Raw genomic sequence first — 20,642 nt, 5'->3', positions numbered from 1 at the left:
TTATAGCTATACAGCAGCAGTTGGTAGTTAAGCGTTTGTCATAAAAAAGGTATTATTGCTATTATGTCATTTTTTGAATTACCTAGTGAATATGTTGAGCATTAAATAGGCTTCCTATTTAGCTGCTTTTTATTCGAAGCTCTGAATGACGCCTTTGACTAAAAATTATACGACCTAACCCCCCGAAATGCCTAAAAATTCGCTAATTTTGACGTGACAAAGATCAAGGTACAGGTGGCAAATGATGTATCGAGTTAAATAGTTAATACGACCATTTGGCTAGCGCTATGATTGGGATTTGATGTTTCACGGCGTTTATATCTAAGTCATTCTCGCTGAATCCAGCATCTTGAGGTTACTTGGGTATATATATTGACCATAAAGCACAGCGTTTGATTCGTTTGTTCACAGATTTATCATTTGATGTAAGCCACTGTGTAAACTCAGTGTTAATTTAGCGATAAATAGGGAAGTATTCAGAGATTAAGGGAAAGAGCAATGAGTTGGAGTACGATCAGCTTTCGCAAGCGCATGCTTATTATTATGACGCTCTCGGGCTTGATCGAGCTTCTTATCCTGGTTGCGGCAGGTTTTACTTACCTCAAGTATGACCAAGAACAGGAAATGGGCGAGAAAGCACTTGGAGTGGCTCGTTTCCTTTCTACCTCTCATATTGTTCGAGAGATGATCGAATCGCAAAACGCGGACCCATACCAACAGAGATTTCGGGATATGGCGGATGCGATAGGCGCTGCATTTATCGTTATTGGTGATAAAAATGGCGTTCGATTGATTCACCCGATAGACAAACGCGTAGGCAAGCCAATGAAAGGTGGCGACAACCAACAAGCGCTGGTGGAGGGGCTTTCGTACATTTCAACTGCTCAAGGTTCATTGGGGTACTCTGTACGTGGTAAAGCGGCGATTTTTGACGCGCAAGGTAACATCATTGGTGTGGTATCGGTTGGTTATCTGTTAGAGCGACTGCAAGATCGTATTGAACCATTTTTTGCTTTCCTTATTTTAATGGCATTAGTCGTGGTTGCTGCCAATGCGATTGTTTCTAATTATGCCTCGCATAAATTCCAACGAGCGATCTTAGGATTTGAACCAGAAGAAATTGGTCGTTTGTATGGTGAGCTCGATGTCACGATGTGCACCATCAAAGAGGGCGTACTGAGCATTGATGCGCAAGGTGTGTTGCGTTCTATTAACCGCAGCGCTTGTCAGATTTTGGGTATTGATAGAGACGTTGCGCTGAATAAGCCTTTGACTGATACACTCCGTGACAGTGACTTGTATACGGTGCTGGAAACGGGACAAGAAGATCATGATATCGAGATCTTCCTTAATCACAAGCTCTTGATTGCTAACCGTTCACCGATCTACGTAGATGGAAAAATCGTGGGTGCCGTATCGAGTTTTCGTCTGCGCGATGAGATCAACGAACTCACCGAGCAGTTGTCGCAAACCAAAGAGTATGCGGACTTACTTCGCTCACAGACACACGAACACAGAAATAAGCTCAACACCATTAGTGGATTGATTCAAATGGGTGAACTTGAGTCGGTGCAACAGCTGATTGGCCAAGAAACGGCGCACTATCAAGCGATGATCGAATTCTTACGTGGCACGATTAAAGATCCGCTACTTGCGGGCTTGTTGTTAGGCAAAATTGAACGCGCTCGCGAATTAGGGTTGCAGCTGGTGGTCGAAGAGGGCAGCCGCTTAGAGTCATTACCATTGTGGCTGAACTCAGAAGATTTAGTGACCATTCTTGGCAACCTCGTCGATAACGCATTTGACGCTACGATGACTGCGATTCAAACTGAGTCACCGCTCGGCAAGGATCGAAGAATCATTGAAGTATCAGTGAGCGATTATGGAAATGAAGTTATTTTGGAAGTGCTCGATCAAGGTTGTGGTTTACCAGAAGATATTGAACCGAAAGAGCTGCTGATAAAAGGCGTGTCAACTAAGTCGCGTCAGAACAGAGGTGTTGGATTACACCTTGTGAATCAACTGACTATACGTTATCACGGCTACGTTGAGATGCTACCAAATACAGAGCATGGAACGAGAATTACCGTATATTTGCCAAAGGAAGAACAAATATGAATATGGCAACGCGAGTCATGATCATCGAAGATGATATTGCGATTGCAGAGCTACACCATAAATTCCTGAGTCAGCTTTCAGGCCTAGACGTGGTGGGCATAGCAACAACGCGAATGGAAGCAGAGTTGCAGCTAGAAGTGTTAAAGCCTGATTTATTATTGATGGACGTCTACCTCCCTGATGGAACGGGGCTTGAAATCTTAAATACGTTGCGTGCAAACAAGCAAACCTGTGATGTTATTTTGATCACGGCCGCTAGAGATGTGGCAACATTGCAACAGGCAATGCGAGGTGGGGTGGTCGATTATTTGCTAAAGCCGGTGATGTTCCCGAGACTGGAAGCCACGCTGCAAAAGTACGTCTCCCAACGACAGCAATTAGATGTGGCAGAAAGAGTAGATCAGAACTTGGTCGACAAAATGCTGCAATCAAGTATTGCAACGGACACTACGTCTCAGCGCTTACCAAAAGGCATTGATGGTGTAACGTTAGATAAGATTAGCACTTTGTTTGCGGGAGATGAAATGTTTACCGCAGATGAAGCCGGTGAGCAGATTGGTGCAAGTCGCACAACGGCGAGACGTTATTTGGAATACTTAATTAGCTCTGGTGAGTTAGAAGCGGACCTAAACTATGGCACTGTTGGGCGGCCCGAGCGTTGCTATAGGAAGGTGATGCGGTAACGGGTATCTTTAAGGTGAAAGAAAAGCGGAGGTTCAAATGGGCCTCTGCTTTGTCTTTCCTACCTTGATTTGTGAATGATTTGAAAGTGGTCATTGAGTTCTCGACTAATTTTAGTTAGGCGCCGTTCTCAGTCAGAACAAAGTAGGGCTATTTTTCTCTATTAGTGTGCATGGGTGATGTGATGGATTGTCATTATCGTACAATAAACCGTCACCTTAGCGCTTTTGCGCAATTTTTGCCATATTGAGAAAGTTGGATGTTGCTTATGATTCAATTACTTATATTATTTTATGGAAATTATTTAATCGTTTGCACTAGCAAGTGTTGATGTAAATCAAATAGTCGTAGACAATACGTCCCCGTGTCGGAAATCTCCTCCACAGAGTGCAAGGTTGTACTCTAGAGACATAAGTGTCCGAAGTCACCAGAAAATGCTGAAATCCAAGCTATGTTTAAGGCTCTCAGCAGTGACAGTTATTTCGGTCTATAGGCTTTATCTATCAACGAAATAGGTAAGACCAATTTTCTATTTTGAGGTGCCATTGATAGGGTTGGCTCAATCCTTTTAGCCGTATCCAGGCGCACTATAAGTACCTCGTTTTTAAGGGAAAGATGATGGTAATACCAGAAAACAGCAGCATCGTTATTTTTGGTGCTTCAGGTGACCTTACATACCGTAAGTTAATTCCTGCTCTATACCACCTCTATGCGAACAAACAGCTTCCAGATAATTTTGCCATTCTAGGCGTTAGTCGTACTGAATACAGCGACGATTCTTACCGAGAAAAGCTGAAGAAATCGCTGCAGGACATGGAGAAAACGGAGCCAGAAACGCTTAATGCATTTATCAATCACCTGCATTACCAAGCAATCAATACTTCTGACACACCAGATTACAGCAAGTTGGTGACTCGTTTAGACCAACTGGCAGACGAATACCAATTCGAACAACGTAATACACTTTTCTACCTTGCGACGCCTCCAAGCCTATACAGCGTGATCCCTGCAAGCCTAGCAGCACACAATCTGAATAACGAGGAAGATGGCTGGAAACGTCTGATTATCGAGAAACCATTCGGTTACGATCTTGAATCAGCGCGCATTCTAGACAAAGAAATCCACGAACACTTTCAAGAGCATCAGATCTACCGTATTGACCACTACCTAGGCAAAGAAACGGTTCAAAACCTTCTTGTACTTCGCTTCTCTAACGCGATGTTTGAACCGCTATGGAACCGTAACTTCATTGATTACGTGGAAATCACAGGCGCAGAATTCTTAGGCGTAGAGGAGCGTGGCGGTTACTACGACGGTTCAGGCGCGGTACGTGACATGTTCCAAAACCACTTGTTACAAGTACTCGCAATGGTAGGCATGGAGCCACCAGCTCAGATCAACGCTGACTCCATGCGTGATGAAGTGGTGAAAGTGCTTCAATGTCTTAAACCACTGGATGAAGACGCGCTACGCAATGACCTTGTTCTGGGTCAATACACCGCTTCTGAAGTTCGTGGTCAACACCTACCGGGTTACCGTGAAGAAAACGGCGTAGCAGACGATTCTCGTACCGAGACTTACATTGGTCTGAAAGCTTACATCAATAACTGGCGTTGGAATGGCGTGCCTTTCTACGTACGAACAGGTAAGCGTCTTCCTACTCGAGTAACTGAGGTGGTTATCCACTTTAAACAGACACCACACCCAGTGTTTGGTCAAAACGCACCAGAAAACAAGCTGATCATTCGTATTCAGCCAGACGAAGGCATCCAAATGAGCTTTGGTCTGAAAGAGCCAGGTGCAGGTTTTAAAGCAAAAGAAGTGAAAATGAACTTCCATTACGCTGACCTGCAAGAAACCCAAATGCTGACTGCTTATGAGCGTCTACTTTTAGATGCACTAAACGGTGATGCAACGCTATTTGCTCGTAGCGATGCGGTTGAAGCGTGCTGGCAATACGTGCAACCCATTCTTGATTTCAAGCAAGACCCACAAGCGCTATTTGGATACGCATGTGGCACATGGGGACCAAAAGAAGCGGACGACTTGCTACAGCGAGCTAACCGAGCTTGGCGTTTCCCTTGTAAAAACTTAACTGATACGGACTACTGCGAACTATGATCAACCACAAGATCTACCAAACAGCAGAGCAGGTAGTAGAAAGCCTTGCTAACGACATGAAAGCGTTTAGCGAAATGGGCCGACCTGTTCATATCTCCCTTTCTGGCGGCAGCACACCTAAAATGCTGTTTAAGCTACTGGCAACAGAGGCTTACGCGACGTCAATTCAGTGGCAAAACCTACACTTCTGGTGGGGGGATGAGCGCTGTGTTGCACCGGATGATGCAGAAAGCAACTACGGTGAAGCGAATACACTATTGTTTAGTCAGGTCGCTATTCCTACTGAGAACATCCACCGCATTCGTGGTGAAGAAGAGCCAAAAGCAGAAGCAGAGCGTTTTGCGAAAGAGATGGCAGAAGTGATTCCAACGGAAAATGGCACACCAGTGTTTGATTGGATCTTGCTTGGCGTTGGCGCAGATGGTCATACCGCCTCTCTGTTCCCAGATCAGACAAACTACGATGATGAGAACCTATCAGTATTGGCTTCTCACCCTGAATCTGGTCAGATTCGCGTATCGAAAACGGCACGTGTATTAGAAGCAGCGAAGCGCATCAGTTACTTGGTACTTGGCGCAGGTAAAGCAAACATTGTTGAAGAAATCAATAGTTCACCAGCACAAGACCTCCCATATCCGGCAGCGAAGATCCAAGCGAAAGCGGGTCTGACGGAATGGTATTTAGATTTAGACGCAGCGGCAAAAATCGCGTAATGCAGTCGCTAGTCGAAGAAAAGACAATTGGAGAGAAACAATGAAAGGTGATATCGGTGTAATCGGCCTTGCTGTAATGGGTCAAAACCTTATCCTAAATATGAACGATCATGGCTTCAAAGTAGTGGCGTACAACCGTACTACCGCGAAAGTCGACGAGTTCCTAGATGGCCCAGCAAAAGACACCAACATCATTGGCGCATACTCGCTAGAAGACTTGGTAGAAAAACTAGAAGCACCACGTAAAGTGATGCTGATGGTTCGTGCAGGTGATGTGGTTGACGCTTTCATCGATGCTCTAGTCCCTCTACTAGACAAAGGCGACATCATCATTGACGGTGGTAACACTAACTACCCAGACACAAATCGCCGCGTAGCACACTGCCGTGAGAAAGGCATTCACTTCATCGGTACTGGCGTGTCTGGTGGTGAAGAAGGTGCGCGTTTTGGTCCTTCAATCATGCCTGGCGGCTCTCCAGAAGCTTGGGAAGCGGTTAAGCCAATCTTCCAAGGTATCTCTGCGAAAACTGACGCTGGTGAACCTTGTTGTGACTGGGTTGGTAACGATGGTGCAGGCCACTTCGTTAAGATGGTACACAACGGCATCGAATACGGTGACATGCAGCTTATCACTGAAGCTTACCAGTTCATGAAAGACGGTCTTGGTATGTCTGCAGACGAGATGCAAGCGGTATTCACTGATTGGAACAAGACTGAGCTAGACAGCTACCTTGTTGAAATCACGGCTGACATCCTAGGCTACAAAGATGAAGACGGTGAACCACTAGTAGAGAAGATCCTAGACACTGCAGGCCAAAAAGGTACGGGTAAATGGACAGGTATCAACGCACTAGACCTAGGAATTCCACTAACGCTTATTTCTGAGTCTGTGTTCTCTCGTTGCCTATCTGCACTGAAAGACCAACGTGTTGAAGCTGAGTCTCTATTCGGCAAGACAATCACACCAGTTGAAGGCGATAAGCAAGAGTGGGTTGATGCACTGCGTCAAGCGCTACTAGCATCTAAGATCATCTCTTACGCTCAAGGTTTTATGTTAATGCGCGAAGCATCTAACGAAAACGGTTGGGACCTAAACTACGGTAACGTAGCACTGATGTGGCGTGGTGGTTGTATCATCCGCTCTGCGTTCCTAGGCAACATTCGTGATGCGTACGAAGCGAACCCAGATATCGCATTCCTAGGTTCTGACGAGTACTTCAAAAACATTCTACAAGGCAGCCTAGCGGCATGGCGTAAAGTAGCAGCGAAATCTCTAGAGTCTGGTATCCCAATGCCATGTACGATTTCTGCGCTATCTTTCCTAGACGGTTACACAACAGCGCGTCTACCAGCGAACCTGCTTCAAGCTCAACGTGACTACTTCGGTGCTCACACATACGAGCGTATTGACCGTCCACGTGGTGAATTCTTCCACACAAACTGGACGGGTACAGGCGGTAACACAGCGTCTACCACTTACGACGTATAATTCGTAGTTTTAAAACTGACGAAATACAAAAGGATGCCCAACTGGCATCCTTTTTTTTATTGCCTGTTTACTAGAAACTCTAAGAGTACTTATGCACTCTTTTCTTTTGTATTGCCTTTGTGGTGAGAACCGAATTTGTCATTCAAGTAGAGTAGTCCGCTGACGAGGAGCGTCACAACGGAAACCGTAAAGAGGGCATACATACTTAATACCCAAGCGAATGTGGCTGTCAGAAAGGCAATGAAGGAAAACATTCTGCTGAATGACATAACATGACCGAGTTTAATATTTTTCATAACGCCTCCCAAATCTTAGCGGGTAGAAACAAGAGTGATTTAACACCGCATTTCGATGGTCTCTTTTTTGCCCGAAAAATACCCAAAAATCAGGCTAAAGATTTCTCAAAAAAGGTTAAATGTTGACCTGTTCGACAGCTTTTGTCGTGGATTTTTATGTGTTTCATTGCCTAATGTGTTCGTTGGCATTTTTGAGCTTTGAGAAAATCAAAAATGATTTCTAGTTTTAGCTAGAGTTAATGTATCCCAACTGATACCGCAGGAAACTCTTATGCTCAAAACTCAGCTTAAACGTGTTGTATTGCTTACAAGCTTATTGATTTCATCGTCTGCCATGGCGGCGACGAGCAATTACAACACGGATATTCCACAGGGCATTATGACGCCAGATAAGGTGGAAACCAGCATTGGTACTTTAAACTTCAATGATGGTGTACCAAGTGAGCAAACCACTGAGAAGCTATATAACCATTTAGATACCATGCGTGCGACAGAAGTGTTTATGAATGCGATTCCTATGGCATCGTTAGAAGCATTGAGACTTGGGCATGAAGAAATGGGAATTACCCAGTCTAATCAGGTTATGTTGTTCGATAATTTGATGGATTCCAATCCGCTGTTTTTGACAGGGAACACTGACACCGTTTATGCATCGGCTTTTTTGGATTTAGAACGAGATGGCCCAACGGTGGTTGAAATCCCACCAGGAATGGGACCAACAACGATTAATGATGCCTTTTTCCGTTTTGTGACCGATATGGGGGTGGTTGGCCCAGACAAAGGTGAAGGGGGGAAGTACCTAATTTTACCGCCTAACTATGAAGGCGAAATACCAGAGGGCTATCACGTAGCACAATCAACAAGCTACGTGAACTGGTTTATCGCGCGTGGTTTCTTGAAAGACGGGAAGACTGACGCAGCGGTCAATGCATACCATACAGGGTTGAAGATCTACCCACTGTCAAAGAAAGGCGATCAGCCTAAGATGGAGTTCATCTCCGGCAGCGGTAAATCGTTTAACACTATCCATGCGAATAATGAGCATTTTTACGATGAAATCAAAACAGTGATGGATAAAGAGCCGATTGAGTTTATCGACCCAGAAATGCGCGGTTTGATTGCGACAATAGGTATTCAAAAAGGTAAGCCGTTCAAACCTGATGCGCGTATGCAGAAGATTCTGAAAGATGGTGCTGCGATTGGTAACGCAACAGCGCGTGCTTTGATGTTTAACCCACGCACAGGAAATGCGTACATTTGGGACGATCGTAACTGGAAAACCGCTTTTATCGGCAAAGATTATCAGTGGCTCATTGATGCAGGTAAAGGCGGGCGCAATCTGGATGCGCGTACTTATTTTTTCTACATGGCAACGGTAAACACTCCAGCGATGGCGCTTAAGATGATTGGCAAAGGCTCTCAGTATGCCATTGTTGATAAAACTGCAGAAGGTGAGTTTTTTGATGGTGGTAAAAACTACAAACTGACGATTCCGGCGAACGCACCAGCGAAGAACTTCTGGTCGGTGGTGGCTTATGACCCTCAAACACGCTCGGAGTTACAAACTAGTCAACCGTTCCCAAGTAAGAACGATAAGCGTGACAAGATGGTAGAAAACACCGATGGTTCTGTTGATTTGTACTTTGGTCCAACCGCACCGAAGGGTAAAGAAGCAAACTGGATTCAAACGGTTCCAAACAAAGGGTGGTTTAGTATCTTGCGCATGTATGGTCCTCTAGAACCTTGGTACAACGGCACTTGGAAGCCAAGTGACATTACGGAAGTGAAGTAAGTTTTGGTGAAGTAATAAGTCATTAGCCGATCTGTTTCAGATCGGCTTTTTTGGCTGTAAATTAGTTTGATGCAGTGCCTGTCTAATAAAAGTTTCCACTTGATCGATGATAGGGTGCTGATAGAAAGCGCGATGATATTGTATGCCTACATCAAAATCATTTGTTTACCATTAAACAACAATGGAATACGGAAAATACCCTCAGGAATCGAGCTGTCATCAAGGTACATCCCCACAAACACATACGGGCTGACTTTTACGCAGTCGAGGGCCAAGGTCATGGATGAAACCGTGAACTTTTGCTCTAACGTGATCCCAGTGTTTTTTCGTACTCGTTCATAATAAGCACTGACATCCAACACCCCATCGATACGCGAACCGTCTGCGAGTTTTCTATTTCACAGAGCTGCTGGCAAAGTAATGTTGGTGTATAGATGCTTTTTCTACATTGAATAGTTCGTTGTCAAAATGCTGACGACATTCAGCAACTGGCGATTGAAGGTTGCTTTGCTTATGTCCAAGGTATGGCACACTTTGACTTGTGATTTTTGTTGGTTCAACAGGTGGAGAAAGCGATATAAATTTAAATCGAAAGTGATTTCATGGAGTCAGTTCGCCCAAAATTAGCGTCTTAAGTATCAACGTGTCTCATCCTCTGTTCCAATAAAAGAATCAATGATTTTTCCTTTTGTGACATAGAGTTAATATCTTGATGACTACGGTAATCGCTTTGATAGCAAAACTAAGATTACATAAAAGAGGAATAAGAGTATTAGGTAAGCCTTTGATCTCATCCTATAATTAGCGGCATGCGGAGGATGTTTGATAGACCAGTATCCACTATTTTTTAAAGCCTGCAAACAAGGAATCAACGAAAGTTGAGATTGTTTACGTTTGCCAAGAAGGTGATTAGCACAATTAATTGAGGTTCTAGCGATGACTCTTAACAAGTACTTTGTTTTTATTCCAGCAGATTTGGATCAGGAAACGCACAAGGAAAATGAAGTGATATTAGAAACGGAAGCTCAACGTCAGGCATTAGTAAAACAGGCGCAGCAAGAGGGCGGATTGTAAACTCGGCTTCAAAATGAGAAGAGCACCCAATGCGATGCTCTTTTTTATTTCCTTGGCACTCGTGATCCCAATGCTACGATTTCAATATACCAAGGGTTTTGAGCTTGCGATAAATGGTATTGCGGCTCAAGCCGAGCATACGTGACGTCTTACTGATGTTGCCCTGAGTGGCTTGGTAAGTCTTGACCAGTTTATCTTCGACTGTCGTACGCATGTCGGCTTCTTGAGCATCGGTAACGGCTTGAGTTGTTCGGCATTGACTCAGTTTGTTCGCGAGATGAGTGGGTACATGGCCCAGTGTTAATTGCGGTTCACCTTCCGCCATTAAGGTAGATACTTTGAGTAGGCTGTCTAGTTCACGTAAATTACCCGGCCAAACATAATTAAGCAGTAAAGACACTAGATGAGGGCAGATAGTCTGCTCAGATGGCGAGTGGCGACGATGAATATTTTCTATTAATGCAAGTTGGTCACTGCGATCTTCAAAGCGTGGCAACTCGATAATCAAACCATTGAGGCGATAGTAGAGATCCTGACGAAATGCCCCTATTGTAACTAGCTGCTCTAGATCTTTGTGTGTCGCAGCGATAATTTGCGTATCGACCTGAATCGTTTGGTTAGAGCCTATCGGCAGCACGGTTTTGTCTTGCAGAACATGCAGTAAACGGGTCTGTGCTTCCAGCGGCAAATCAGCAATCTCATCCAGGAACAACACCCCTTTATCTGCTTGGCGAATCTTACCTTGATAGCCTTTGTTGTTTGCTCCAGTGAAGGCGCCAGCAACATAACCAAACAACTCGGACTCCACTAAATCTTTAGGCAGTGCTCCACAGTTTACTGAGACTAATGGCCCGTTTTTTCTCACACTGTTTTTGTGTAGGGCTTTAACGAACTCATTCTTACCAACGCCGGTTTCACCTAGGATCAGCAAGCTAATGTCTTTATCAATTACGCGGTTCGCTTGTTGCCAGCAATGCTCGACATTGGTATCGCCATAGTGGAGATCATTCGATGCAGAAATTGAACGTGATTGAGTTTTTCTTTCTGATAGCGGTTGAGTTTTGAAGACGAGAGCCTGATTGCTCGAAGAGCTATCTAGAATCGCCTCAAGTGATTGTCCAACCACATTCTTTTGGTCAAGCAACTGTGACGCAACTTGATTGTGCGCGAGAATTTGCCCTTCCTGATTGGCGATGATAATGCCTTGCCACCCACTATTGAGCAGCCCCTGTTCGCAAGCAATATCCACTCGAGTATGTCCTTGAGGGATTTGATTGAGAAGTTGGTTCTCCACTTGTTGAACCATGTTCTGTACGAGCACTTGGGTAGAAAAGTCGTGTTTCTTTTGCTCACTAGTGATATCGAGTACACCGATTAAATGTCCCAAATGATCAAAGATAGGACTGGCCGAACAACTGATAAAACGATGATGCTGAATGAAATGTTGGTCACCAATAACCGAAACCGGTTTTGCTTCCACCAATGCAGTGCCAATGGCGTTAGTGCCTTTGAGTTTTTCCTGCCAGCACGCACCAGAACTGAGAGCAATTTCCGTTAACTTTTCACGAAATTTGGGTTGCCCCCAACTGCCGATGATCACGCCTTCGGCATCGGTCAGTATCAGTCGGCTATCACTATGGGCGAACAGTTGATTAAACAAAGGTAAGGCGAATTGCTTTACAGAATCGATTAAGAAGTTGAGTTGGTGGCGTCTGTCTTGCAGAAATGCAGAGGTGACACGAATATCGTCTGGGCGACGTCGCTGTTTTAAACCGGCTTGTTCGCTTCTATCCCATGAAGTTGAAAGCCAGTTGCTATTGGTAATGTGTTGAAGTTCCATGACTGTACCATTTTGTCACAGTGAGGGTGTGCCATTTTGGAACACTTGAACACTGGTGTTCACACCATACATGCGCTCAAACATCACTCACTTGGTTTGTTATCGCTTGGTAATCATAGTTTTACATTTAATTAACAACAAGGTGTGTATTGTTGGCATGTGACTTGAGTGTTGTTCTTACAAGGAGTTGAACACTCTGCTGTATAAAACTAAAAACTGAACGAGAACAAAAGGAAGAGTTATGATCTATGCACAACCAGGTAGTGACAATGCCATCGTTAATTTCAAATCACATTACGATAACTACATCGGTGGCGAATGGGTAAAACCTGCTAGTGGCGAATACTTTGACAATACCTCGCCAATCAATGGTCAGACGTATTGTAAGGTCGCTCGTTCTGGTGAGGCGGATATTAACCTCGCATTAGATGCTGCGCATGGTGTCAGAGCACAATGGGCGAAAACCAGCGTTACTGAGCGTGCTAACATTTTGCTTAAAATTGCTGACCGTATTGAACAGAATCTAGAAGAGCTCGCGGTGGCAGAAACGTGGGAAAACGGTAAGCCAGTCCGTGAAACGTTAGCGGCGGATCTGCCTTTGGTTGTGGACCATTTCCGTTACTTCGCAGGTTGTATACGCGCTCAAGAAGGCAGTGCAGCTGAGCTCGATGAACATACTGCAAGTTATCATTTCCCTGAACCGATTGGTGTGGTAGGTCAGATCATTCCTTGGAACTTCCCAATGCTGATGGCAGCGTGGAAGCTTGCTCCAGCGCTTGCAGCAGGTTGTTGTGTAGTGCTCAAGCCTGCCGAGCAAACACCGACGTCGATTCTGGTTCTGATGGAAAAGATTGGTGATCTTCTACCTGCTGGTGTGGTGAATGTGGTCAACGGCTTTGGTTCAGAAGCAGGGCAAGCATTGGCCACCAGTAACCGAATCGCCAAGTTAGCATTTACTGGCTCAACTGAAGTGGGTAACCATATCCTTAAATGTGCGGCAGAGAGCCTCATTCCATCGACAGTCGAGCTCGGCGGTAAGTCACCAAACATCTACTTCCCAGATGTCTTCGATCACGAAGATGATTACCTAGATAAATGTATTGAAGGCACTCTGCTTGCGTTCTTTAACCAAGGCGAAGTGTGTACCTGCCCATCACGTGTATTGGTGCACGAATCAGTGTACGACAAGTTCATTGCCAAAGTCGCAGAGCGTGCTAAAACCATTAAGCAAGGAAACCCATTAGATACCGACACTCAGGTTGGTGCTCAAGCATCACAAGAGCAGTTCGATAAAATTCTAAGTTACCTAGAAATCGGCCGCCAAGAGGGGGCGAAAGTGGTATTTGGGGGGGATGTGGCGAAACAAGAAAACGATCTTGAGCAAGGTTACTACATTCAGCCAACGTTATTGCAAGGTCATAACGGAATGCGTGTCTTCCAGGAAGAGATCTTTGGTCCAGTTATAGCCGTCACGACCTTTAAAGATGAAGCGGAAGCGCTGGCGATTGCCAATGACACCGAGTATGGACTGGGTGCCGGCGTATGGACGCGTGACCAGAACCTTGCTTATCGTATGGGCCGTAACATCGAAGCAGGACGTATTTGGATCAACTGCTACCACGCTTACCCAGCGCATGCAGCGTTTGGTGGCTACAAGAAATCTGGCATCGGCCGAGAAACGCACAAGATGATGCTAGACCATTACCAGAATACCAAGAATCTATTGATCAGCTACGATGTCAATCCGCTAGGATTTTTTTAAACTAGCAGTCTTTTCAAGACAACAAAAAAAGTCCCGAACGTTCGGGGCTTTTTTTATGGAGTGGAGGGGAGAACGAGTATTCGTAATTTCTTACTGATCAATGCTTTCCAGAGTCTGACTCTTATTCACAGGATGTGATCTTTGACATTATCAATTTGTTAACGCTTGCTATACTTACGTGTCCATAAACTAAGGAAAAGGACGTTCAATGTTAAAGCTCAAGCAAATTGTTGTCGCGGCTTCTTTGGCTGCATTAAGTACAAGTTTTTCAGTTTCTGCAAAAGATACGTTCATTACTATCGGTACGGGCGGTGTCACTGGCGTTTACTACCCAACAGGTGGTGCAATTTGTCGTTTAGTCAATAAATCGCGTGCTGATCACGGCATTCGTTGCTCGGTAGAAAGTACGGGCGGTTCCGTTTACAACATCAACACTATTCGTGCTGGCGAACTAGATTTAGGCATCGCACAGTCAGATTGGCAATCCCATGCCTATAACGGAACGAGCAAGTTTGAAGATAACGGACCTTTTAAAGAGTTGCGAGCGGTGTTCTCTGTTCACCCTGAACCATTTACCGTTGTGGCTCGTAAAGACGCCAACATCAATACGTTTGATGATCTAAAAGGCAAGCGAGTAAACATTGGTAATCCGGGTTCGGGTCAACGTGGCACGATGGAAGTGCTGATGAAAGAGTATGGTTGGACTTATGATGATTTTAAACTTGTGTCTGAATTAAAAGCGGCAGAGCAATCCAAAGCGCTGTGCGATAATAAAATTGATGCGATGATTTATACCGTCGGTCATCCAAGTGGTGCAATCAAAGAGGCAACGACATCTTGTGACAGTGAGATTGTAACTGTTGCGGGGCCGATAGTAGATAAATTAGTTTCAGACAATAGTTTCTATCGTCTCGCAACTGTACCTGGTGGTATGTACCGTGGCTCTCCGGATGATGTTCAAACCTTTGGTGTCGGCGCAACATTTGTTTCTTCTACGGCAGTGCCAGATGAAGTTGTGTACAACGTTGTGAAAGCGGTATTTGAAAACTTTGATAGCTTCCGACGTCTTCACCCGGCATTCGCTAACTTAAAGAAAGAAGAGATGGTGAAAGATGGTTTATCTGCACCCCTTCATCCAGGTGCTGAGAAGTACTACAAAGAAGTGGGGTTGATTAAGTAACGCCACATGCCGCCAATAAAAATCGCCATCGTATTTGCGATGACGTTTTTGTTTGTTAGCGCTAAGCAGAACCTCAATGAGTAAAGCGAGCTTTGGCACTCAGGTATAAACATCAACAAAGAAGTAGGCGGTAATTAACATAGAGGAGATCGCGACAAAACCTTTTACATAGCGAGGATGTAGCTGTCGGGACACGCGTGCAGCTAAGTAACCACCGACTAAAGTACCAACCATCACGACGCTGCCTTTGGTCCAATCAATCGAACCGTTGGAAATAAAAATAACAATAGCAATCAGGGATACACAGGTCGAAACCAGCAGTTTAAGACCGTTCATTAAGTTGATGTCTTGATGTCCTGCAACCACCAAATAACTCAAGACGATGACACCTAATCCAGCATTAAAGAACCCGCCGTAAGCAGAAACGCCAATCAGAAGTAAGCTCAAAGCAATTACACCCACAACTCCGGCATGCTTACTTCCTTTGGTGAATGATTTGATGGCAGCGGTTAGATGCGAGCCAGTGAGAAAAAGCACCGTCGCAAACAATAGTAACCAAGGTATAGCTTCAAGAAAAATAGATTCTGGCGTGTTGAGAAGCAAAAATGCGCCGACGGCACCACCAACTAAACTGAAAGAAACGGTAAATCCTAGCTCATGCTTGTTCTTGAGGATTTCTTCACGAAAACCGATTGCACCACTGATATAGCCAGCACAAGAGGCGTAGGTGTTCGTTGCGTTCGCCGTGATAGGAGGTACACCTACCGCCATTAATGCTGGAAAAGTGATAAAGCTGCCACCACCCGCTACCGAGTTAATGACCCCGCCGAGGATGCCCGCAGCAAATAAAAGTGCAAATTCCAGCAGCATGAATCGTCCTTTAAATTGTTTGTTGTCAGGATGTTAACAATACTTTGGTCGAGAGAATAAAGGAAGCAGTGATTAGCCAAAGAAACAGCCACCGCAGAGGGTGGCTTGGTTTCAAAGGTCTATCTTGAAGGAAAATAGACTTTTTATTGCTCTACCTTTTCAGGTTGGGCTTTCAGTTTTTGAACTAACTTTACAAACAACGGGCTGCCAAGGACTAACACAGCAAGTATTGTGAAGGTTAGTGTGATTGGACGCTCCCATAGGAAATTCAATTCACCGTCAGAAATCATCAACGCGCGGCGTAAGTTCTCTTCCATTAATCCACCGAGGATAAAACCAAGCAACAGAGGCGCGAGAGGGAAGTTAGCCAGCCTCAAAGCGATCGCGGTCATTGCCACGAGAAGCATCACAAATACATCCATGGTATTGAACGACACCAGATACACGCCTGTGATTGAGAAGAACAAAATCATTGGCAGAAGCACCGTTCTTGGTACCGCCAGCAGCTTGGAGATGTAAGGGATCAGTGGTAGGTTCAAAATAACCAGTACGATGTTGCCAAAGTACATGGAGATAATCACTGACCAGAATACATCTGGATGTTCAACAAACAAACGAGGGCCAGGTTGAATGCCGTAAGCGATAAGCGCTCCTAACATGATTGCCGTCGTACCGGAGCCTGGAATACCAAGCGTAAGAAGTGGCACAAATGAACCGCTTGATGCCGCATTATTCGCTGACTCAGGTGCCACTAGACCACGAATGCTACCTTTGCCGAACTCTTCTTTCTTCTCTTTTGGCGCGAGGTTGCGCTCTAGGCCGTAGCTCAGGAAGGCGGCAATGGTTGCACCTGCGCCCGGGAGAACGCCAGTGAAAAAGCCGAGAATGGAAGAGCGAATAGAGACCGGTGCGACTTCTTTGATTTCTTCTTTTGTTACCTTCATCGAGCCAATATTACTTAGTTTCTGTTGCTCCTCATCCCGAGTGTCGTTTGATGGCTTCAAAATGCCCATCAAGGTCTCACCTAGTGCGAATGTCGCCATCGCCAATAGCAAGAAACTAAAACCATCCATCAGATCAGTCATGCCGAAGGTGAAACGTTCAACACCTACGCCTTTATCGATGCCAACCGTAGACAACATCAGACCAAGAATGGTCATCATCCAAGCTTTAATGACTTGACCTTTACCCGCAAACGCGGCAACGGCAGATAAGCCCAATAACATCAGCGCGAAATAGTCTGAGGACTGGAAGCTCAATGAAACTTTCGCCAGCGCCGGAGCGGCCACAAGCAACATAATGGCGGAAAGTGTGCCACCAGTAAAAGAAGAGTACGCCGCCAGTGCCAGCGCTTTTCCTGCTTGACCTTTTTGCGCCATCGGATAGCCATCAAACGCGGTGACTACCGTGGATGAACAACCCGGCGCATTAATAAGAATTGAAGACGTTGAACCACCAAATACTGCACCGTAATACACGCCAGCCATCAAAATCAGACCGGATGACGGATCTAAACCGTAAGTTATCGGGATCATCAGGGCGATAGCAGAAATTGGGCCAAGGCCCGGTAACATTCCGATGAAAGTACCGACGAAACAGCCCACGATCACCATCATGATGTTCATTGGCATAACCGCAGTGGATAAACCTTGTAGAATTCCATCTAACATAATTCAGTCCTTTCTTTTGACTACCAGATGGTAAAAATCAGGCCAGGCTCAAGGTAGATATCGAGACCTTGAGTGAGCAATAAATAAAACGCAATAACGAATGGGAATGAGGCACCAAACAGCACAGGTTTACGTCGTTCGCCAAGTAAATAAAAACTAGCTAACAGGAAAAAGCCCGTTGCTAATACGAAACCAAGGTACGTTAGACCAAGGCCGTATAGAGCCATCAATACGAGGAAGGCGATAAGTAGTTTCCAATTAAAAGACAGGACTGCACCACTTTGTTTGTCTGGTTGGCCAGTGACAAGCAGCATCAAAGATAGAGTGATACCAGCATAAGTCAGAATGGTTGGAAGTGTCCGTGCAGTGAACGGTTCGTATTCATCACCAGGGAATAACGGAATTTGCGACGTTTGATAGCCGTAGCAAAGGCAAAAAATTAAAAAGATCATCGCGCCTACACGGTCACGGCAGAGCAAGTATTCTTTGGTAAAAAGATTGGTTGAATGAGACATATCCAACTCCTAGAACATCAGGGAAAGGCCGTATATGAGCGTTAATGAAGAAAGGTAAGCCATTAACAATTAAGAGCATCACTACAAGTCGAATGACTTAGTGCTTGCGAATTAATAACAAAGGAGTTTTTACATGTCGAATGTCCGACGATGCCCATATACGGCTAAAATAAGAGTGCAAATATAACTGGGGCTAAGGATGGTTAGCCCCGTAACTCGGATTAAGAGTTGCTGTTATTTCAGGAAACCTAGCTCGCGCATTAGGTCACCCATTTGCAGCTCTTGCTCTTCTAGGAACGTGAAGAACTCTTTATCCGCTTTGTAATTGTCAATCCAACCATTGCGGTCACGCACTACTTGCCATTCGTCCGTGTTGTACATTTTGGTCAGAGCCGCATTCCATTCGTCTAGTTTGGCTTGGCTCGTCCCTGGGGCTGCGAAGAATCCACGCCAGTTAGCAAACACGGTCTCATTACCATATTCTGTTAACGTTGGGATGTCTGGTGCTGCGTCTAGACGCTTTGGTGCCGTAATTGCGAGTACCTTTACCTGACCAGATTTCGACATCTCAAGTACTTCACCCAAACCGGTTGAAAGCAGTTGAGTTTCACCAGATAGCAGCGCAGCCATCGCCTTGCCGCCTGCATCGTAAGCGATGTAACGTACTTTACGTGCGTCAAAACCTTCGCCTTTAAATGCCGCTGCGACCACAAGGTGATCCATCGAACCCCTTGCAGAGCCACCGGCGATCTTCACTTTACGTGGGTTAGATTCGAATGCACTAACCACGTCTTCCCAAGAGTTATATTGCGAATCGGCAGGCGCGACAATAGCACCGTAGTCTGCGATAGTCGCAGCGACAGGGGTCAGGTCACGGAATGATTGTGGGAAAATACCCGTCAGTGAGCGTACAACGATAGGCGTAGAGTTCACCATCAGGGTGTCTGGTTGACGCTCAGCGGTTTCAATCAGGTGGGCGATCGCTTTACCACCGCCTCCACCAGAGAGGTTTTGAAATGAAACATTCTCAACGATGTCCGATTTTACAAGTACATCACCAGTGCCACGAGCGGTCATATCCCAACCGCCGCCAGCACCACCAGGAATGAGGAAATGAATTTTCTCGACATCAGCAGCGAAAGTGTTGAAAGAAAAAGAGGCAGCAATGATCGATGCAGCAAGTGTTGGTTTGAGTACCTTTAACATGTTTCACGTTCCTTATGTAGGTGACTCTACTGTTTTGAAGAGTCTTATTATGTGGTCGTTTAACGAAGTAGGGGACCTTGTTATCGATGGGTTGAAGGTTAATAAGGTGTTAATGGGAAGTCTCTAATGCGTAAATAAAGAGAATATTGGGCATAATCAAAGTTTTGTTCATAAAGTTCACAGTCTTGTACATGATGAACTGAATATAGAAAAAGCATTTGAGAGTAAAAAATGATCGGTAAAAAGGTGTTTGAGCCATTTACATCGAAATTAGAAGTGGCCTTAAACACCCAGGTATCATGGTTGGATTGTCGACAACTTGTTTTTCGTTGTCGAAATTTGATGATTAATATGCGGTTTATTTCCACTTATCGTCATTAGGAACCTATACCTTAGTCTAAATTGTCGACAATCTTCTTGCTTGTAGACAATGCAATCGGTTATTTTACATTTAAGTTAAGAGATTGTTGGCACTCTGGTGTCGTAAGCGTGAATTCCTGGACATGAATATTGAATTAAAGCCTCGCCAAAAATCGGCAACTTTGGAGAAAGAAAGAACAAAATCTAAAACGTTGATGAGCTCTCTTGTTGAAGCCATCGTCAATGGTGATATACCGCCGGGTACCAAGATCTCGGAGCCAGAACTGGCCAAGCAATATCAGGTTAGTCGAGGTCCTCTACGTGAAGCCATGATGCGTTTAGAAGGGTTAGGGCTGATTGAACGCATTCCCCATGTCGGCGCTCGCGTGATTACCTTCTCTCCCGAAAAGCTGATTGAATTATATTCGGTTCGAGAAGCATTAGAAGGGATGGCAGCGAGGCTAGCGGCGCGTTACATCACTCAAGAAGAACTGCAAAACTTGGAGAGGTTACTGTCGAGGCATTCAAAGCACATTGATAATGTCGAGGGCGCGTCTTATTTTCACCAGCATGGCGATTTTGACTTTCATTATTGTATCATAAAAGCGAGTCGAAACAGTAAGTTGATCTCATTACTTTGCGATGAGCTGTACCACTTACTGCGCATGTATCGCTACCAATCTCCTCGAGCTCAGTCTCGTCCCAATGAAGCGCTTATTGAGCACGAATTTATTCTCCAAGCCATTCGCAATCGTGATGAGGAGCTGGCAGAAATGCTGATGAGAAGACACATCTCAGGTAGCAGGAAATTGATCGAACAACATATTTCACATTCAGAACGTTTAGAGATAGAACAAGACTAGAAGGAAATTGTCATGAGCTTATCACCAGGGGCGAAATTCCGGCTCGCCGTTGAGCAAAACGATCCGCTACAAATTGTTGGCACCATCAACCC

The 20,642-nt window shown here is 45.0% G+C and carries 16 protein-coding genes and 1 pseudogene; 10 read left to right on the top strand and 7 right to left on the bottom strand.

The annotated features are described in order from the left end of the window. Positions 1-498: 498 nt before the first annotated feature. From AK966_RS00080 to gnd, 5 genes are all read left to right on the top strand, one after another. Positions 499-2,118, top strand: coding sequence for a sensor histidine kinase (locus tag AK966_RS00080; protein ID WP_119463305.1), 1,620 nt, complete (start codon positions 499-501; stop codon positions 2,116-2,118). Further along, positions 2,115-2,801 (top strand): response regulator, encoded by a 687-nt coding sequence (locus AK966_RS00075; RefSeq protein WP_099078798.1) that lies wholly within the window; start codon positions 2,115-2,117, stop codon positions 2,799-2,801. Before AK966_RS00080 ends, AK966_RS00075 begins: the two co-directional genes overlap by 4 nt. Before the next feature lie 616 nt (positions 2,802-3,417). Continuing rightward, positions 3,418-4,920: a glucose-6-phosphate dehydrogenase gene (zwf, locus tag AK966_RS00070; protein ID WP_182852537.1), complete on the top strand. Its 1,503-nt coding sequence runs from the start codon at positions 3,418-3,420 to the stop codon at positions 4,918-4,920. Then, positions 4,917-5,633, top strand: coding sequence for a 6-phosphogluconolactonase (gene pgl / locus AK966_RS00065; RefSeq protein WP_099078800.1), 717 nt, complete (start codon positions 4,917-4,919; stop codon positions 5,631-5,633). The genes zwf and pgl overlap by 4 nt, the downstream gene beginning before the upstream one ends. Positions 5,634-5,673: 40 nt before the next feature. Continuing rightward, on the top strand, positions 5,674-7,122 hold the full coding sequence (gnd, locus tag AK966_RS00060) for a decarboxylating NADP(+)-dependent phosphogluconate dehydrogenase (protein ID WP_099078801.1): 1,449 nt from the start codon (positions 5,674-5,676) through the stop codon (positions 7,120-7,122). Between the two features lie 89 nt (positions 7,123-7,211). Here the strand turns inward: gnd and AK966_RS00055 are convergent, their stop codons facing one another. Next, complete coding sequence (locus tag AK966_RS00055) at positions 7,212-7,418, bottom strand: hypothetical protein (protein WP_099078802.1); 207 nt, start codon at positions 7,416-7,418, stop codon at positions 7,212-7,214. Between the two features lie 271 nt (positions 7,419-7,689). On the opposite strand from AK966_RS00055, the gene AK966_RS00050 reads away from it, so the two are divergent. Continuing rightward, entirely contained in the window at positions 7,690-9,210 is a 1,521-nt protein-coding gene (locus AK966_RS00050) for a DUF1254 domain-containing protein (RefSeq protein ID WP_119463303.1), read from the top strand. 36 nt (positions 9,211-9,246) lie between these two features. Here AK966_RS00050 and AK966_RS00045 read toward each other — a convergent pair. Then, a pseudogene (locus AK966_RS00045) lies at positions 9,247-9,809 on the bottom strand (hypothetical protein). Between the two features lie 337 nt (positions 9,810-10,146). On the opposite strand from AK966_RS00045, the gene AK966_RS19850 reads away from it, so the two are divergent. After that, on the top strand, positions 10,147-10,284 hold the full coding sequence (locus AK966_RS19850; RefSeq protein WP_172438088.1) for a hypothetical protein: 138 nt from the start codon (positions 10,147-10,149) through the stop codon (positions 10,282-10,284). A gap of 73 nt (positions 10,285-10,357) precedes the next feature. Here the strand turns inward: AK966_RS19850 and AK966_RS00040 are convergent, their stop codons facing one another. Next, the gene (locus tag AK966_RS00040; RefSeq protein ID WP_119463302.1) at positions 10,358-12,124 is read right to left on the bottom strand and encodes a sigma-54-dependent Fis family transcriptional regulator; all 1,767 of its coding nucleotides are present in this window, start codon (positions 12,122-12,124) and stop codon (positions 10,358-10,360) included. Positions 12,125-12,365: 241 nt separating this feature from the next. Here AK966_RS00040 and AK966_RS00035 point away from each other — a divergent pair, with 241 nt between their 5' ends. Together AK966_RS00035 and AK966_RS00030 are read left to right on the top strand one after the other, a co-directional pair. Beyond that, positions 12,366-13,886 (top strand): aldehyde dehydrogenase family protein, encoded by a 1,521-nt coding sequence (locus AK966_RS00035; protein ID WP_119463301.1) that lies wholly within the window; start codon positions 12,366-12,368, stop codon positions 13,884-13,886. A 208-nt stretch (positions 13,887-14,094) separates the two neighbouring features. Further along, entirely contained in the window at positions 14,095-15,066 is a 972-nt protein-coding gene (locus tag AK966_RS00030) for a TAXI family TRAP transporter solute-binding subunit (protein ID WP_119463300.1), read from the top strand. A 99-nt stretch (positions 15,067-15,165) separates the two neighbouring features. On the opposite strand, the gene AK966_RS00025 is transcribed toward AK966_RS00030, so the two are convergent. The 4 genes from AK966_RS00025 to AK966_RS00010 form a co-directional block, all read right to left on the bottom strand. Then, positions 15,166-15,936: a sulfite exporter TauE/SafE family protein gene (locus AK966_RS00025; protein ID WP_119463299.1), complete on the bottom strand. Its 771-nt coding sequence runs from the start codon at positions 15,934-15,936 to the stop codon at positions 15,166-15,168. Positions 15,937-16,079: 143 nt separating this feature from the next. Next, positions 16,080-17,606: a tripartite tricarboxylate transporter permease gene (locus tag AK966_RS00020; protein WP_099078808.1), complete on the bottom strand. Its 1,527-nt coding sequence runs from the start codon at positions 17,604-17,606 to the stop codon at positions 16,080-16,082. Between the two features lie 20 nt (positions 17,607-17,626). Continuing rightward, on the bottom strand, positions 17,627-18,121 hold the full coding sequence (locus AK966_RS00015) for a tripartite tricarboxylate transporter TctB family protein (protein ID WP_172438089.1): 495 nt from the start codon (positions 18,119-18,121) through the stop codon (positions 17,627-17,629). Between the two features lie 234 nt (positions 18,122-18,355). After that, a complete protein-coding gene (locus AK966_RS00010) occupies positions 18,356-19,327 on the bottom strand; it encodes a tripartite tricarboxylate transporter substrate binding protein (RefSeq protein WP_099078810.1) in 972 nt (323 codons plus the stop codon). A gap of 503 nt (positions 19,328-19,830) precedes the next feature. On the opposite strand from AK966_RS00010, the gene AK966_RS00005 reads away from it, so the two are divergent. Beyond that, positions 19,831-20,550, top strand: a complete 720-nt coding sequence (locus tag AK966_RS00005) for a GntR family transcriptional regulator (protein WP_119463543.1) — start codon at positions 19,831-19,833, stop codon at positions 20,548-20,550. Positions 20,551-20,642 lie beyond the last annotated feature (92 nt).

Source organism: Vibrio sp. PID23_8, assembly GCF_003584965.1.
GTDB lineage: Bacteria > Pseudomonadota > Gammaproteobacteria > Enterobacterales > Vibrionaceae > Vibrio.
The sequence above is the reverse complement of the archived record's forward strand: the minus strand, read 5'-3'. Positions and strand labels throughout refer to the sequence as shown.

What these genes read in the sequence shown, in the direction of transcription:
- AK966_RS00080 (WP_119463305.1), top strand. Translation starts at nt 499, where the DNA reads ATGAGTTGGAGTACGATCAGCTTTCGCAAGCGCATGCTTATTATTATG.
- AK966_RS00075 (WP_099078798.1), top strand. Translation starts at nt 2,115, where the DNA reads ATGAATATGGCAACGCGAGTCATGATCATCGAAGATGATATTGCGATT.
- zwf (WP_182852537.1), top strand. Translation starts at nt 3,418, where the DNA reads ATGGTAATACCAGAAAACAGCAGCATCGTTATTTTTGGTGCTTCAGGT.
- pgl (WP_099078800.1), top strand. Translation starts at nt 4,917, where the DNA reads ATGATCAACCACAAGATCTACCAAACAGCAGAGCAGGTAGTAGAAAGC.
- gnd (WP_099078801.1), top strand. Translation starts at nt 5,674, where the DNA reads ATGAAAGGTGATATCGGTGTAATCGGCCTTGCTGTAATGGGTCAAAAC.
- AK966_RS00055 (WP_099078802.1), bottom strand. Translation starts at nt 7,418, where the DNA reads ATGAAAAATATTAAACTCGGTCATGTTATGTCATTCAGCAGAATGTTT.
- AK966_RS00050 (WP_119463303.1), top strand. Translation starts at nt 7,690, where the DNA reads ATGCTCAAAACTCAGCTTAAACGTGTTGTATTGCTTACAAGCTTATTG.
- AK966_RS19850 (WP_172438088.1), top strand. Translation starts at nt 10,147, where the DNA reads ATGACTCTTAACAAGTACTTTGTTTTTATTCCAGCAGATTTGGATCAG.
- AK966_RS00040 (WP_119463302.1), bottom strand. Translation starts at nt 12,124, where the DNA reads ATGGAACTTCAACACATTACCAATAGCAACTGGCTTTCAACTTCATGG.
- AK966_RS00035 (WP_119463301.1), top strand. Translation starts at nt 12,366, where the DNA reads ATGATCTATGCACAACCAGGTAGTGACAATGCCATCGTTAATTTCAAA.
- AK966_RS00030 (WP_119463300.1), top strand. Translation starts at nt 14,095, where the DNA reads ATGTTAAAGCTCAAGCAAATTGTTGTCGCGGCTTCTTTGGCTGCATTA.
- AK966_RS00025 (WP_119463299.1), bottom strand. Translation starts at nt 15,936, where the DNA reads ATGCTGCTGGAATTTGCACTTTTATTTGCTGCGGGCATCCTCGGCGGG.
- AK966_RS00020 (WP_099078808.1), bottom strand. Translation starts at nt 17,606, where the DNA reads ATGTTAGATGGAATTCTACAAGGTTTATCCACTGCGGTTATGCCAATG.
- AK966_RS00015 (WP_172438089.1), bottom strand. Translation starts at nt 18,121, where the DNA reads ATGTCTCATTCAACCAATCTTTTTACCAAAGAATACTTGCTCTGCCGT.
- AK966_RS00010 (WP_099078810.1), bottom strand. Translation starts at nt 19,327, where the DNA reads ATGTTAAAGGTACTCAAACCAACACTTGCTGCATCGATCATTGCTGCC.
- AK966_RS00005 (WP_119463543.1), top strand. Translation starts at nt 19,831, where the DNA reads ATGAATATTGAATTAAAGCCTCGCCAAAAATCGGCAACTTTGGAGAAA.